The following is a 14,535-nucleotide window of genomic DNA, read 5'->3' on the forward strand; positions in this document are numbered from 1 at the left end:
TATATATAGTAGAAAAGTTAAATGTGGTTAAAAATAATAAGTATATTAGCAAAAAATGAGTCTATTTTATACATTAAGCACACTTAATTATTATAATTTAGTCATCTTTTTAAGGGTGCTTAAAAAGAAAACGATAGTGAAAACAGCTAGATTATAACGATTCTAAAATTAAGTATGCTTTATTTAGAATGATTACAATCAATGCATAAATAGAGAAAAAAATTAATTTTTATAGGTTTATCTGCTCATTTTTATGATATAATGAATCGGACGGAAGGTCAAATATTTTACCAAAAAAATTTGAGGAGGTCAAGAAATTTGATTTTGCAGAATGCTAAAGTTGGTATTCCTTATACTATTGTCAGTGTTGACTTGCCCGATGATAGTGCTAGACACTTGTCTGATTTGGGGTTAAAAGTCGGTGCTTCAGTTAAAGTTGTTTCGAAAACACCAACTAGTGCGATTGTTATGCTTAAATCAAGTCGTTTGGCTTTTGATCAATCGATTTTAAGCCAGATTGATGTCACAGAAGAAGAAGGTGCTCTTTTATCACTTCCTCTTTCAGAATTAAAAGTAGGTGACTACGCTTATGTTGATAGTATTTATGCTGTTAATGAAGCAAAACGCCGTCTCATGGATATGGGATTAACGCGTCACACAAAAGTTTACCTACGAAAAGTTGCTCCGTTAGGAGACCCAATTGAAATTAGCTTACGCGGTTACGAATTGACACTTCGTAAGTCTGAAGCGCAAATGATTAGTGTCGTAAAAGTAGATAGCGAGGAGGAAAAATGACAGAGATAGCCTTAATCGGTAATCCGAATAGTGGTAAAACAAGTCTTTTTAACTTATTGACTGGTACAAGTCAACGTGTTGGTAACTGGCCAGGTGTTACGGTTGAACGTAAAAGTGGTACGGTAAAAAAACATGCTGACTGGAAAGTTCAGGATTTACCAGGTATTTATTCAATGTCACCTTATACGCCTGAAGAAAAAGTTGCGCGTGATTATTTATTGAGTAATGACGCCGACAGCATTCTTAATGTTGTTGATGCGACAAACTTGGAACGTAACCTTTACTTGACAACTCAATTGATTGAAACTGGTATTCCAGTAACTGTTGCGCTTAATATGAGTGATGCGCTTAAAGCTCAAGGAAAAACAATCAATGTTGATAAATTGTCTTATCAATTAGGTGTTCCAGTTGTTTCAACAAGTGCTGTTAAAAATACTGGTGTTGATAAAGCTATCAAAAAAGTTGCTAACACAACAAAAGCTGATGTTGATTTGATTCAATACCCAACATATAGCAATCAATTTGAAGCAGCGATTAAACAAATCATTGACATCTTGGGGGATGTTGTCCCAGAACGTTCTGCACGTTTTTATGCTATTAAACTCTTTGAACGAGATGCCCTTGTTAAAGAAGAACTTGATTTGTCTGATTTCCAAAAAGGTGAAATTAACCAAGTCATTAAAATCACAGAAGAAATCTTCACAGAAGATTCAGAGTCAATTGTGATTAATGAGCGTTATGCCTTTATTGAAAAAGTTGCTAAAATGGCTCAAAACCAAACTAGCGACTTCAAGATGACAGTTTCTGATAAGATTGACCGAATTGTTACAAACCGTATCTTGGCTTTGCCAATTTTTGCAGTAGCTATGTTCTTGGTTTACTATCTTTCAATTCAAACTGTTGGTACAATGGGGACTGACTGGGTTAATGATGTGCTCTTTGGCGAATTGGTGCCTGGTTGGGTTCAATCTGGACTTGATGCTCTTCATGTTTCTGGTTGGCTTGAATCTCTTATCATTGATGGTATCGTGGCTGGTGTTGGTACAGTTCTTGGATTTTTGCCACAAATCTTTGTTCTATTCATCTGTTTAGGAATTTTGGAAGATATTGGTTACATGAGTCGTATCGCTTTTGTCATGGACCGTGTCTTCAGACGTTTTGGTTTGTCAGGTAAATCATTCATTCCAATGTTGATTGCTACTGGATGTGGTGTGCCAGCGGTTATGGCGAGTCGTACCATTGAAAATGAACGTGACCGTCGTATCACAATCATGACAGCGACATTTATGCCATGTTCTGCTAAGTTAGCTATTATCGCCTTGATTGCAGGTGCTTTCTTCCCAGATAATCCATTTGTTGCGCCATCAACATACTTCATCGGCGTTATTACTATTATTCTTTCAGGTATTGCTCTTAAGAAAACAAAATTACTTGGAAGTTATGTTAGTCCGTTTATCATGGAATTACCAGCTTATCACATGCCAAAAATCGCAAGTGTTCTTCGCTACGCTTTTGGTAAAGCCCTTAGCTTTGTGAAACGTGCTGGTACAGTTATCTTTAGCTTGACAGTTATCATTTGGTTCATGTCAACTTACAATTTTGCTTTCCAAGCAGTTGATACAGACAATTCAATCTTGGCTTCATTTGGTAAATTGATTTCTTGGATTTTTGCACCACTTGGATTTGGTAACTGGAAGGCGACTGTGGCTGCTGCAACAGGTCTTGCTGCCAAAGAAGCTGTTGTCGGAACATTTGGTATCTTGTACAACGACAGTACAACACGTGGCTTGTATCACGCATTGCAACTTGATTATTCAGCTCTTGCAGGATATTCATTCTTAATCTTTAACCTTCTTTGTGCACCATGTTTTGCAGCTATGGGAGCTATTAAACGTGAAATGGGTGACGCTAAGTGGACACTTGGTGCTATTGGATTCCAAACAGGTCTTGCTTACGTCGTTAGTTTGATTATTTATCAATTAGGTCTTGTTGTTTTATACGGTAAAGGTATCACTTTCTGGACAATCGTTGCAGTAGCGCTATTGATTGCAATTATTTACTTTATCGTTAGAAAACCAGCTCAAGAACCTGAAAAAGTGATTACTTTAGATAATCTAGGAGAAGTTGGAGAATAAGCCTATGGCTACAATTATAATTGCATTGTTGATTGCAGTTGGTGTTGTTATGGGATTGCGCAGCTATATCAAGGGCAAAGGCTCTTGTGGCGACTGCAATTGCTCATGCCCAGTCAAAGACAATCAACGTAAATAACAGTTTTCCCTTGCTTATGTGAGCAAGGGATTTTTGTTTTTTGAATATTTTTACAGAATATTCAGAAACTTACTTCAAAAATATTTTATTATGGAGTCGCTTTCTGATATAATAAAAGAAATATATTTTTTTTGGAGAGTAATATGGCAACACTTATAGATGGAAAAGCTTTAGCAGCTAAAATGCAAAGTCAACTAGTTGAGAAGGTTGAAAAATTAAAAGTTGAAGCTGGTATTGTGCCTGGACTTGTGGTGATTTTAGTTGGTGATGACCCAGCAAGCCAAGTCTATGTAAGAAATAAAGAACGCTCTGCTAAGAAAGCTGGTTTCTTGAGTGAAACAGTTCGTTTGTCAGAGTCAACAAGTGAAGAAGAGTTGATTCAAGTCATTGAACAATATAATAACGATGATCGTTTTCATGGTATTTTGGTGCAATTGCCATTGCCATCTCATATCAATGACAAACGTGTCATTTTAGCAATTGATCCTAAGAAAGACGTCGATGGTTTCCACCCAATTAACACAGGACACTTGTGGAATGGTCGCCCTATTATGGTGCCATGTACACCAGCTGGTATCATGGAGTTATTGGCTGAATATGATATCGAATTGGAAGGAAAAACTGCGGTTATCATTGGTCGTTCAAATATTGTCGGAAAACCAATGGCGCAATTGTTGCTTGATAAAAATGCTACAGTGACTTTGGCACACTCACGTACCCGTGATTTGGCGCGTGTGACAAAACAAGCAGATGTTTTGATTGTTGCAATCGGACAAGGTCACTTTGTAACCAAAGAATTCGTCAAAGAAGGCGCTGTGGTTATTGATGTCGGCATGAATCGTGATGAAAATGGCAAACTTATCGGAGATGTCAAGTTTGACGAAGTTGAACCATTAGCAAGTTATATCACCCCGGTTCCTGGTGGTGTTGGTCCAATGACGATTACGATGCTTTTGGAACAAACTTATCAATCTGCACTTAGAAGCGTGAAAGCATGATTATCGACGATAAATTAGCCAGAAAAGTTGTGACAAAGCGCAAGGCAGATTCTCATAAAGGAACCTACGGACGTGTGCTTTTGATTGGAGGATTTTATCCTTATGGAGGAGCAATCATCATGTCAGCTCTAGCAACAGTAAAAAGCGGTGCTGGTTTGGTGACAGTGGCGACAGAGCGTGACAATATCCCTGCCCTTCATGCACATCTCCCAGAAGCTATGGCGTTTGACTATGAGGATGAAGAATTACTGGCAGAAAATCTGGCTAAAGCAGATGTGGTTTTGATTGGCCCGGGTTTAGGGGAAAATAGCAAAGCTAAACATGTGTTTGATTTTGTACTTTCAGAAGTAGCTGAAAAGCAGATCTTGATTGTTGATGGCTCTGCTTTAAATTTACTTGCAAAAGCTATGCCGATTTCTATTAAGACGCGTCACCTTATTTTGACACCACACCAGAAAGAGTGGGAACGATTGTCTGGACTAGCAATTGCTGATCAAAGCCTAGAGAAAACTCAAACGGCGCTTGAAAAATTTTTAAACGGAACAATTTTAGTGGCTAAAAGTCATCACACAAAAATTTTACAAGGTAGCCAAGTTGCTGAACTAGCAGTTGGAGGTCCTTATCAAGCAACTGGTGGCATGGGAGATACTCTTTGTGGCATGATTGCAGGCTTTGTCGCTCAGTTCAAGGATAATCTTTTTGATACGGTTGCTGTAGCCACTTATTTGCACTCTGCAATTGCAGAGAAACTTAGCCAAGAGGCTTATGTTGTTTTGCCAACGACCATTAGTGCAGAATTGCCAAAAGTCATGAAACAATTATCAGAATAATGTCGTAAGGTACACTTTTCTTCTGGAAAAGTGTACCTTTTTAGTTCAAAGATCATGTATAAAATAAAATGTTTCAAAAATGTTACAAATATTACATTTTTGTGTTGACTTAACTGAAAAACTACTCTATAATATTTTCAGAATTGGCCGATTCTAAAAAAAAATAAAGTCAGATAAACGTTGAAAAATAAACGTTTATCTGATAAAAATATTTAATTGTCTGGGAGAATTTTTATGAAAAAGGGATGTAAAACAACTGTAATATTACTATCTTCACTCTTTTTACTAGGAGCATGTTCAAAAACTGAAAAAGAAACATCAGCAAGTAGTAGTCATGCTAAGGTGATTCAAACAAGTAATAGTACTGCTGCAAAGAAAGTTGTAAAATCTAGTGCTTCAAGCTATCAAGAATCAGTAGTCTCAACATCTTTTGTTACAGAAATCGAGCCTACAGTAGGTGTAGCTGAAGTGGTAGAGACTACACAAACATTGCCTAGTCAAAGTCAGTCAAGTTCAAATGAAGATAGGCTTGATTTAGAACAAATTGCATATGGTGATTTTTCTAGCCTTTCAGGTGCTTGGACAAACGATTTGGGAGAATCAATAACGCTAACACAAGATGGGCAAGTAAGTCTTTCGCAAAGTCAGGCGCTGTATCAAATCACGACAAACATCGTTAAAGATGATGTTTATTTTGGAACTATTTATAATCCTGACTCGATGACTGATAGCGCAGCATTTATTGCAGTTCCAAGGGGAGTTGCTGATCCGTTTCTAGGCGAGGTTGGAACGAATGATAGACTTATTGTTGGACAATGTGGGTCTGCATCTGAGCATCCATTTTTCAAACATTAAATTGGGATTTTAAGGGAGAGAAATTTTGAAAAAAGTATATTAAATTTGGGAGACTGCTAAGTAAAATGACATTTCATGAAGTTCACTATAATATGGGAAAATTTCGTATATTAGTTATGGTGGCATAAGACGTTATGTATTGTTAGATTAAAAGGAGAAGGGGCTTCTGCCAAGGGTTAAACTGGCAGAGGTAGGTTTTAGAAAAGGGAAATGCGAAAGAAGTTTTCAAAAAAAGTTCTTATCTTACTTTTGACTTTTGCTAACCTAGTGGTTGGCTATAGTCTTTGTCGACAATTAATGGTTATTCGTCAGGAATCTGATGTTAAGATTGATGTATATGCTTTTGGTAAAAATGTTAAAAAATCTCAGAAGAAAATTTATCCTGATTTGTCAGAGCTTGATCATTTGAGTATCTTGGTGTCTATTTCTCAACAAAAAATGATTGTATACTCAGGGAATAAAGTGATTTTTAAAACCAAGGTTTCGACTGGCGCCAAAGAGACGCCAACACCGACAGGCAAATTTGCTATTGAAGCAGAACGTGGTGAATTTTTGTATGATGATAGTTTGAATCGAGGTGCGTGTGATTGGGTATCTTTTAAAGATCATGGCGGTTATCGATTTGAAAGTCTTCCAACAGATTGGAAGGGGAAAATCTTAAAGGGAGAATCTAAAAAAATTGGAACGGCTTGTACAGATGGCAATGTCAGACTTTCAAAAGAAGATGCAAAATGGCTTTTTGAAAACATGCCAGAGGGAGTGATTGTGAGCATTCACTAGAACTGTCCACTGGACCTAACTCGCTTTTAGATTTCTGTGCTCGTGAAAAAACTGTCCACTGGACCTAACTCGCTTTTAGATTTCTGTGCTCGTGAAAAAACTGTCCACTGGACAGTTTTTTTCTGTTATAATAATAAGTGATATGCAAAATTTGTGTAAGGCAAGAAAAAACAAGGAAAGGGGCCTGTGATGTCAGATTATTTAAGTGTGTCAACCTTGACAAAATACCTTAAATTGAAGTTTGATCGCGATCCTTATTTGGAACGGGTTTATTTGGCTGGTCAGGTTTCTAATTTTCGTCGTCGTCCGACGCATCAATATTTTTCTTTAAAAGATGAAAATGCGGTAATTCAGGCGACTATGTGGGCTGGAACGTTTAAAAAACTTGGTTTTGAGCTGGAAGAAGGTATGAAAATCAACGTTGTGGGCCGTGTCCAACTCTATGAGCCTAGTGGGTCATATTCAATTATTATTGAAAAAGCAGAGCCAGACGGTATTGGGGCTTTAGCGGTTCAATTTGAACAGTTGAAGAAAAAACTAGCTGAGGCTGGGTATTTTGATGACCGTCATAAACGTCAATTGCCACAATTTGTTAAGAAAATTGGTGTGGTAACGAGCCCAAGTGGAGCGGTTATTCGAGATATTATCACAACCGTATCGCGTCGTTTCCCAGGTGTCGAGATTCTACTTTTCCCAACTAAGGTTCAGGGTGAGGGTGCTAGTCAAGAAGTAGCAGATAATATTGCGAAGGCAAATGAACGTGATGATTTAGACCTTCTGATTGTTGGTCGTGGTGGTGGTTCTATTGAAGACCTTTGGGCATTTAACGAAGAGATTGTTGTCCAAGCAATCTTTGAATCACGTTTGCCAGTTATTTCTAGTGTCGGACACGAGACAGATACGACATTAGCAGATTATGTTGCTGACCACAGAGCTGCTACCCCTACGGCAGCGGCTGAACTTGCAACGCCTGTAACAAAAGCTGATATTATTTCTTGGATTGCTGAGCGTGAAAATCGTATGTATCAAGCGAGTCTTCGTCGCATTAAACAAAATCAAGAACGTCTTGACAAGTTGGCAAATTCAGTTATTTTTAGGCAGCCAGAACGCTTGTACGATGGTTACGTTCAGAAGTTAGATCGTTTGACGATGTCTTTGACAAATACGATGCAAAATCAGTTTAGTCAAGCTAAGCAAAGTCATGCACTCTTGCATCAACGTTTGCTTGCGCTTGATTTTGAAAGTCAGATCAAGCACTATCAGGATAAATTGCAGAGTCTAGAGCGTTTGCTACTTTCAAATATGACTAGTCAGTATGATAGTAAGTTAGCACGATTTGAAAAAGCACAAGATGCGTTACTTTCTCTTGATACGAGCCGAATTATTGCCAGAGGCTATGCTATGGTGCAAAAAAATGAAAAAGTCATCTCAAGCGTGAGTGATGTAAAAGTGGGAGACCAGTTAACGATTCAATTGAAAGATGGTCAACTTGAAGCGGAGGTAAAAGATGCCAAGTAAGAAAACATTTGAAGAAAATTTACAAGATTTAGAAGCGATTGTGACAAAACTTGAAAACGGAGATGTGGCTTTAGAAGATGCCATCTCTGAATTCCAAAAAGGAATGGTTTTGTCAAAAGAACTGCAAAAAACATTGGATCAAGCAGAAAAAACACTTGTTAAAGTCATGCAAGATGATGGAGTAGAAACGGAATTAGATGCCTAATGGATAAAGTTAAAAAAATTGGTCAAGCCATTCATCGTTATTATGAACAAAAAGATATTGTGTCACCAGATTTAATTGAAGCTATTTTGTATTCGGTTGATGCAGGTGGTAAACGTGTTCGTCCTCTGATTTTCCTAGAATTGCTTGAAGGATTTGGAGTAGCACTGACAGATGCTCACTATGATGTGGCTGCTGCCCTTGAAATGATTCACACAGGAAGCTTGATTCACGATGATTTACCAGCTATGGATAATGATGACTATCGTCGTGGACGTTTGACAAACCACAAAAAATTTAATGAAGCGACGGCTATTCTAGCTGGAGATAGTCTCTTTTTAGACCCTTATGATTTGGTGGCAAATGCTGAGCTATCAGCTGAAGTGAAAGTTGCTTTGATTGCTGAATTGGCACATGCTTCAGGGACATATGGCATGGTCGGTGGCCAAATGCTCGATATGGAAGGTGAAGAGCGCAAGCTCAGCCTCTCAGAGTTACAATTGATTCACGCCAACAAAACAGGAAAATTACTGACTTTCCCTGTAGTTGCAGCTGGAATTGTTGCTGGACTAGCAGGCGAGGATATTAATAATTTACGTAAAGCAGGTAGTTTGATTGGAATTGCTTTCCAAGTGCGTGATGACATTTTAGATGTGACAGCAAGCTTTGAAGAAATCGGAAAAACACCGAAAAAAGACTTGTTGGCTGATAAAGCAACCTATCCAAGCTTGCTTGGTTTAGATAAATCTTATGATATTTTAAATGAGTCATTGGATGAAGCGTTAGCTATTTTCCAAAAACTCTCAGAGACTCAAGGATTACAGACAGAAAAAATTGCAGAAATGATAGAAAGGTTACGACTAAATGCCTAAGGAAAGAGTTGATGTACTTGCCTATAAACAAGGGCTTTTTGAAACACGCGAGCAGGCAAAGCGTGGTGTCATGGCAGGTTTGGTTGTTAATGTGATTAACGGCGAACGCTATGATAAACCAGGTGAAAAGATTGATGATGGAACAGAATTAAAACTAAAAGGCGAAAAATTGAAGTATGTTAGCCGAGGAGGGCTAAAACTTGAAAAAGCCTTGCAAGTTTTTGAGATTTCTGTTGATGGTCAAACAACAATTGACATCGGTGCCTCAACCGGTGGATTTACGGATGTTATGCTACAAAATGGTGCCAAATTGGTTTATGCTGTTGATGTTGGTACAAATCAATTGGTTTGGAAACTTCGCCAAGACGAACGTGTTCGTAGTATGGAACAATACAATTTCCGTTACGCTGAATTGGCTGATTTTACAGAAGGTCAACCAACTTTTGCTAGTATTGATGTGAGTTTTATTTCATTGAATCTCATTTTGCCAGCTCTTCACAATATTTTAGCTGAAAATGGTCAAGTCGTAGCTCTTATCAAGCCGCAATTTGAAGCTGGTCGTGACCAAATTGGTAAAAATGGAATTATTCGAGATAAAGCAGTTCATCAAAAAGTTTTGGAAACTGTGACAAGTTTTGCTGTCGATTACGGATTTACAGTTAAGGGGCTTGATTTTTCACCAATTCAAGGTGGACATGGTAACATTGAGTTTTTAGCACACTTGGAAAAATCAGCTAACGCTCAGAATTTGGTAGCGACTCTTATCCCAGAAATTGTAGAAAAAGCGCATAAGGAATTTAAAGATGAAAAAGAGTGAACGTTTAGAATTAATTAAAAAGATTGTTGCTGAAAATGCTGTTGAAACTCAGCATGATTTGTTGAAATTACTCGAAGCTGAAGGTTTGACTTTGACTCAAGCTACCATTTCACGTGACATGAATGAAATTGGTATCATCAAAGTTCCATCAGTTGATGGTCCGTATATTTACGGTCTTTCAAAAGATAAAACTAAAAAAGTGGGACAAGTTTCTGTTCCTATTAAAAGCACAGTCCTTGCGATTTCAGAGGAAACAGCAGGACTTGAAAATATGATTAATCTTGATGTTATTCCAGGAAATAGTCGCTTGATTAAACGTTATTTGCTAGAAGATTTCAAAGATAGTCTTTTTAGTGTTATTGCTGATGATGATAGTTTGTTAGTGGTCGCAAAGACAGCTGAAGCTGCTAATGCCATTCGCCAAGAAGTTCGTAAATGGATGACAGACCACAAATAAGAAAGGTCGCCTATGCTTTTAGAAATTTCCATTAAAAATTTTGCTATTATTGAGGAAATCTCCCTAACTTTTGAAAATGGTATGACTGTTTTGACTGGTGAAACAGGTGCCGGAAAATCGATTATTATTGATGCTATGAACCTTATGTTAGGAGCGCGCGCTAGTCTCGATGTTATTCGACATGGTGCCAAAAAAGCTGAGATTGAAGGACTTTTTTCGGTCGGTGAAAATGCTGCGCTGACACACATCTTGGAAGAAAATGGTATTGATATTTCTGATGAATTGATTATTCGTCGTGAGATTTTGCAAAATGGTCGTTCTATTAGCCGTATCAACGGTCAAATGGTTAATCTGACAACCCTTCGTGCGGTTGGACAGTACTTGGTTGATATTCACGGTCAACATGACCAAGAAGAATTAATGAAGCCAAACATGCACATCCGTATGCTTGATGAATTTGGGAATGAACATTTTTCAGCTGTCAAAAAACACTATCGAGAAATTTTTGAAAGTTACCGCACATTGCGTAAGCGTGTTTTGACTAAGCAAAAAAATGAACAAGAGCATAAAGCACGTATTGAAATGCTTGAATTTCAAATTGCTGAAATTGAGGCAGCGGCTCTAAAATCAGGCGAAGACCAAGCACTCAATCAAAAACGTGATAAGTTACTTAATCACAAACATATTGCTGACACTTTAACAAATGCTTACGTTATGCTTGATGATGAAGAGTTTTCTAGTCTGTCAAATATCCGCTCAGCTATGAATGATTTAATGAGTCTTGAAGAATTTGATCAAGATTATAAAGAAATGTCTGCCAATGTTTCGGAAGCTTATTATATCTTAGAGGAAGTTACCAAACATTTGGGTGATGTTATTGATGATCTTGATTTTGATGCGGGTAGTCTTCAACAAATTGAAGCTCGTTTAGAAGTGATTTACAGCATCACTCGTAAATATGGTGGCAGTGTCGATGACGTGTTAGACTACTATGAAAACATTACGAAAGAATATAATCTTTTAACTGGTAGTGATGAGTCATCTGACGATATGGAAAAAGAGCTTAAACATCTGGAAAAAGAATTAATTTTAGCTGCAGATGAGCTTGCTCAAGAACGTCACAAACTTGCCAAAGATTTAGAAGCAGAAATCAAGCAAGAATTAGCTGATTTGTATATGGAAAAAGCAGATTTTCAAGTGCAATTCACCAAAGGAAAATTTAACCGAGACGGAAATGAAGTTGTCGAATTTTACATTTCGACAAACCCTGGTGAAGGATTTAAACCGCTTGTTAAAGTAGCATCTGGTGGTGAAATTTCACGTCTTATGCTTGCCATTAAATCAGCCTTTTCACGCAAGGAAGATAAGACAAGTATCGTCTTTGACGAGGTTGATACAGGGGTTTCTGGTCGTGTGGCGCAAGCTATTGCCCAAAAAATCTACAAAATTGGAAGTCACGGACAGGTCCTTGCAATTTCACACTTGCCTCAAGTCATTGCGATTGCTGATTACCAATTCTTTATTGAAAAACGCAGTGATGAAAATACAACCGTATCAACAGTCCGTCTGTTGACTGAAGAAGAACGTGTCGAAGAAATTGCTAAAATGCTTGCAGGTAGTGATATTACTGAGATGGCGCGTGAACAAGCGCGTGAACTTTTGAAAAAATAAGAAGAAGCCAAAGTGGCTTCTTTTTGCTTGTTTAAGAAAATATCCCCGAACTGCTAAAAATTTGGTATAATGAATGTTAGAATAAAATTTGAAATAAAGTTTTGAAAGTATGATAGGATAAAAAATGAGTAAAATTAAAATTGTTACAGATTCATCTTTAACGATTGAACCAGAATTAGTTGAAAAATATGATATTACAGTAGTGCCATTGTCAGTTATGATTGACGGTGTTGTTTATTCTGATAACGACATGAAAGAAGAAGGTAAATTCCTTAATTTGATGCGTAATAGCAAGGAATTACCAAAAACAAGTCAACCGCCTGTAGGTGTTTTTGCAGAAGTTTATGAAAACTTGATGAAAGATGGTGCTGAGCATATTGTTTCTATCCATATTACTCACACTCTTTCAGGAACAGTTGAAGCAGCTCGTCAAGGAGCAAATCTTGCTGGTGCTGACGTGACTGTCATTGATTCAACATTCACTGACCAATGTCAAAAATTCCAAGTTGTCCAAGCTGCGAAATTAGCACAAGAAGGTGCAAGTCTTGAGGAAGTTATCGCTAAAGTTGAAGAAGTTCGCCAAAAATCTGAACTTTTTATCGGTGTGTCTACACTTGAAAATCTTGTTAAAGGCGGACGTATTGGACGTGTAACAGGTCTTCTTAGCTCATTACTTAATATTCGAGTAGTGATGGAAATGATTGATTGTGAGCTTAACACAGTTATCAAAGGGCGCGGTGTTAAGACATTTAACAAGTGGCTTGATAGCTTTATCGAACACGCTCAAGCTTCAGGTAAAAAAGTTGCTGAAATCGGTATTTCATACTGTGGAACTGCTGATATGGCAAATGGCTTTAAAGAAAAATTGGAAGTTTTGGGTGCTCCAATTGCTGTTTTAGAGACAGGTTCAATCATCCAAACGCATACTGGAGAAGACGCTTTTGCGGTTATGGTACGCTATGAGTAAAAAAAAGAATTTTTTAATCGGGTTTGCTTTCTTTTTAGCAAGCCTTCTTCTGTTTATCGTCGCTTTTAATCTCTTGATTCCAAAATCAGATCAAGAATTAACTAAAAAGGATTTTCTAGCTCAAGAAGCTAAGCATTTCAATTATGTAGCTGTTGGGGATTCTTTGACAGAAGGTGTTGGAGATACGACCAATCAAGGTGGTTTTGTTCCACTTTTGTCCCAAGCTATGACAGATACCTATAATTACCAAGTAACCTATAGCAATTATGGAATTTCTGGTAATACCAGCCAGCAAATCTTGTCACGCATGACAAAGCAAGAAGCTATTCAAAAATCTCTTGCTAAAGCTGATATGATGACGCTTACTGTCGGTGGTAACGATGTTATGGCGGTGATTCGAAAACATTTAACAAAACTATCTGTTTCAACTTTTAAAAAGCCAGCAACGGCTTATCAGAAACGCCTACGTCAGATTATTGAATTAGCTCGCTCAGAAAATGAAGACTTGCCAATTTATGTCTTGGGAATTTATAACCCTTTCTACTTGAATTTTCCAGAAATGACTGAAATGCAGGAAATCATTGACAATTGGAATGAATCGACTGAAAGTGTCACAGATGAGTATGACAATGTTTATTTCGTGCCAATTAATGATCAACTTTACAAAGGAATTGATGGCGAAGAAGGAATAGTGTCAACGTCTGGTGACCAAACGACAGTCATCAACGATGCTTTATTCAGTGGAGACCATTTTCACCCAAATAATATTGGCTATCAAATTATGTCAGATGTAACAATGGAGAAAATTAATGAAACTAAACAAGAATGGAACAAAGATTAATTGGTGGAAGTGGGGATTCCTTCTCATTTTAGCCATTAATGTTGCTTTTGTAGGAGTGATTGCCAGTCGCCTGATTCAAGTTAGAGAGCCTGCAGCTCAAAGTATAAGCTCTAAAAAGGCTGATAATGTCAAAGTTGGTACCATTTCAACCACACGTGAGCAATTAAATGATACGGTGGCATCATACTTGAAGGAGTACCAGACTAAAAAAACGTCTTACAGTGTTTATGCGACATCTTCAGCGATTATGTTTGAAGGAACGTATACATTTTTAGGGTATGAAGTGCCCTTGTACATTTATTTTCAACCAAGTCGCTTGGAATCAGGTGCTATTCAGTTGAAGATTACGTCGTTTTCAGTTGGAACTCTTACATTACCAGAATCTGAAGTTTTGAAGTATCTAAAATCAAGTATCAATCTGCCAGATTTTGTGGAAGTTTTGCCAAAAGAGTCTGTTATTAACATCAATATTCAGGACATAAAAAATGATGCAGATATCTTTTTGAAAGCGACAACAATTGACCTTGTCGGCGACCAATTTAACTTTGATATTTACAAGAAAAACAGCTAAAAAAACGTTTAATACTTGACCAGAATAGTATTTTTGGGTATCATAGAATTTGTTAAAGTGTTAACGCTTAGAAATTAATTGGAGGATTTG

16 protein-coding genes are annotated in these 14,535 nt (G+C 37.5%); all 16 read left to right on the forward strand.

From position 1 onward, the window contains the following. Positions 1-318: 318 nt before the first annotated feature. Positions 319-795: a FeoA family protein gene (locus ACN0NP_RS07600; RefSeq protein WP_045798142.1), complete on the forward strand. Its 477-nt coding sequence runs from the start codon at positions 319-321 to the stop codon at positions 793-795. Next, on the forward strand, positions 792-2,930 hold the full coding sequence (gene feoB, locus ACN0NP_RS07605; protein WP_074669129.1) for a ferrous iron transport protein B: 2,139 nt from the start codon (positions 792-794) through the stop codon (positions 2,928-2,930). The genes ACN0NP_RS07600 and feoB overlap by 4 nt, the downstream gene beginning before the upstream one ends. Positions 2,931-2,934: 4 nt before the next feature. After that, positions 2,935-3,066 carry a FeoB-associated Cys-rich membrane protein gene (locus ACN0NP_RS07610; RefSeq protein ID WP_004230772.1) on the forward strand — a complete coding sequence of 44 codons (132 nt, stop codon included), beginning with the start codon at positions 2,935-2,937 and terminating at the stop codon, positions 3,064-3,066. Positions 3,067-3,209: 143 nt separating this feature from the next. Then, positions 3,210-4,064 carry a bifunctional methylenetetrahydrofolate dehydrogenase/methenyltetrahydrofolate cyclohydrolase gene (locus ACN0NP_RS07615; RefSeq protein ID WP_423217077.1) on the forward strand — a complete coding sequence of 285 codons (855 nt, stop codon included), beginning with the start codon at positions 3,210-3,212 and terminating at the stop codon, positions 4,062-4,064. Then, positions 4,061-4,894 carry an NAD(P)H-hydrate dehydratase gene (locus tag ACN0NP_RS07620; RefSeq protein WP_423217078.1) on the forward strand — a complete coding sequence of 278 codons (834 nt, stop codon included), beginning with the start codon at positions 4,061-4,063 and terminating at the stop codon, positions 4,892-4,894. Before ACN0NP_RS07615 ends, ACN0NP_RS07620 begins: the two co-directional genes overlap by 4 nt. Before the next feature lie 234 nt (positions 4,895-5,128). Next, positions 5,129-5,749, forward strand: a complete 621-nt coding sequence (locus ACN0NP_RS07625) for a DUF6287 domain-containing protein (protein ID WP_423217079.1) — start codon at positions 5,129-5,131, stop codon at positions 5,747-5,749. 210 nt (positions 5,750-5,959) lie between these two features. Further along, the gene (locus tag ACN0NP_RS07630) at positions 5,960-6,529 is read left to right on the forward strand and encodes a L,D-transpeptidase (RefSeq protein WP_134775016.1); all 570 of its coding nucleotides are present in this window, start codon (positions 5,960-5,962) and stop codon (positions 6,527-6,529) included. Between the two features lie 189 nt (positions 6,530-6,718). Next, on the forward strand, positions 6,719-8,047 hold the full coding sequence (gene xseA, locus ACN0NP_RS07635; RefSeq protein ID WP_423217080.1) for an exodeoxyribonuclease VII large subunit: 1,329 nt from the start codon (positions 6,719-6,721) through the stop codon (positions 8,045-8,047). Further along, a complete protein-coding gene (locus ACN0NP_RS07640) occupies positions 8,037-8,252 on the forward strand; it encodes an exodeoxyribonuclease VII small subunit (protein ID WP_021141880.1) in 216 nt (71 codons plus the stop codon). Before xseA ends, ACN0NP_RS07640 begins: the two co-directional genes overlap by 11 nt. Continuing rightward, positions 8,252-9,121, forward strand: a complete 870-nt coding sequence (locus ACN0NP_RS07645) for a polyprenyl synthetase family protein (protein WP_423217081.1) — start codon at positions 8,252-8,254, stop codon at positions 9,119-9,121. The genes ACN0NP_RS07640 and ACN0NP_RS07645 overlap by 1 nt, the downstream gene beginning before the upstream one ends. After that, complete coding sequence (locus tag ACN0NP_RS07650; RefSeq protein WP_021141883.1) at positions 9,114-9,938, forward strand: TlyA family RNA methyltransferase; 825 nt, start codon at positions 9,114-9,116, stop codon at positions 9,936-9,938. Before ACN0NP_RS07645 ends, ACN0NP_RS07650 begins: the two co-directional genes overlap by 8 nt. Beyond that, on the forward strand, positions 9,925-10,395 hold the full coding sequence (locus tag ACN0NP_RS07655) for an arginine repressor (protein WP_021141884.1): 471 nt from the start codon (positions 9,925-9,927) through the stop codon (positions 10,393-10,395). The genes ACN0NP_RS07650 and ACN0NP_RS07655 overlap by 14 nt, the downstream gene beginning before the upstream one ends. 12 nt (positions 10,396-10,407) lie before the next feature. Next, entirely contained in the window at positions 10,408-12,066 is a 1,659-nt protein-coding gene (recN, locus tag ACN0NP_RS07660; RefSeq protein ID WP_423217082.1) for a DNA repair protein RecN, read from the forward strand. A 124-nt stretch (positions 12,067-12,190) separates the two neighbouring features. Next, positions 12,191-13,033, forward strand: coding sequence for a DegV family protein (locus ACN0NP_RS07665; RefSeq protein WP_004230806.1), 843 nt, complete (start codon positions 12,191-12,193; stop codon positions 13,031-13,033). Next, positions 13,026-13,874 carry an SGNH/GDSL hydrolase family protein gene (locus tag ACN0NP_RS07670; RefSeq protein WP_074629783.1) on the forward strand — a complete coding sequence of 283 codons (849 nt, stop codon included), beginning with the start codon at positions 13,026-13,028 and terminating at the stop codon, positions 13,872-13,874. The genes ACN0NP_RS07665 and ACN0NP_RS07670 overlap by 8 nt, the downstream gene beginning before the upstream one ends. Continuing rightward, complete coding sequence (locus ACN0NP_RS07675; protein WP_021141888.1) at positions 13,843-14,445, forward strand: YpmS family protein; 603 nt, start codon at positions 13,843-13,845, stop codon at positions 14,443-14,445. The genes ACN0NP_RS07670 and ACN0NP_RS07675 overlap by 32 nt, the downstream gene beginning before the upstream one ends. Positions 14,446-14,535 lie beyond the last annotated feature (90 nt).

The organism is Streptococcus equinus, assembly GCF_049393805.1.
GTDB lineage: Bacteria > Bacillota > Bacilli > Lactobacillales > Streptococcaceae > Streptococcus > Streptococcus equinus.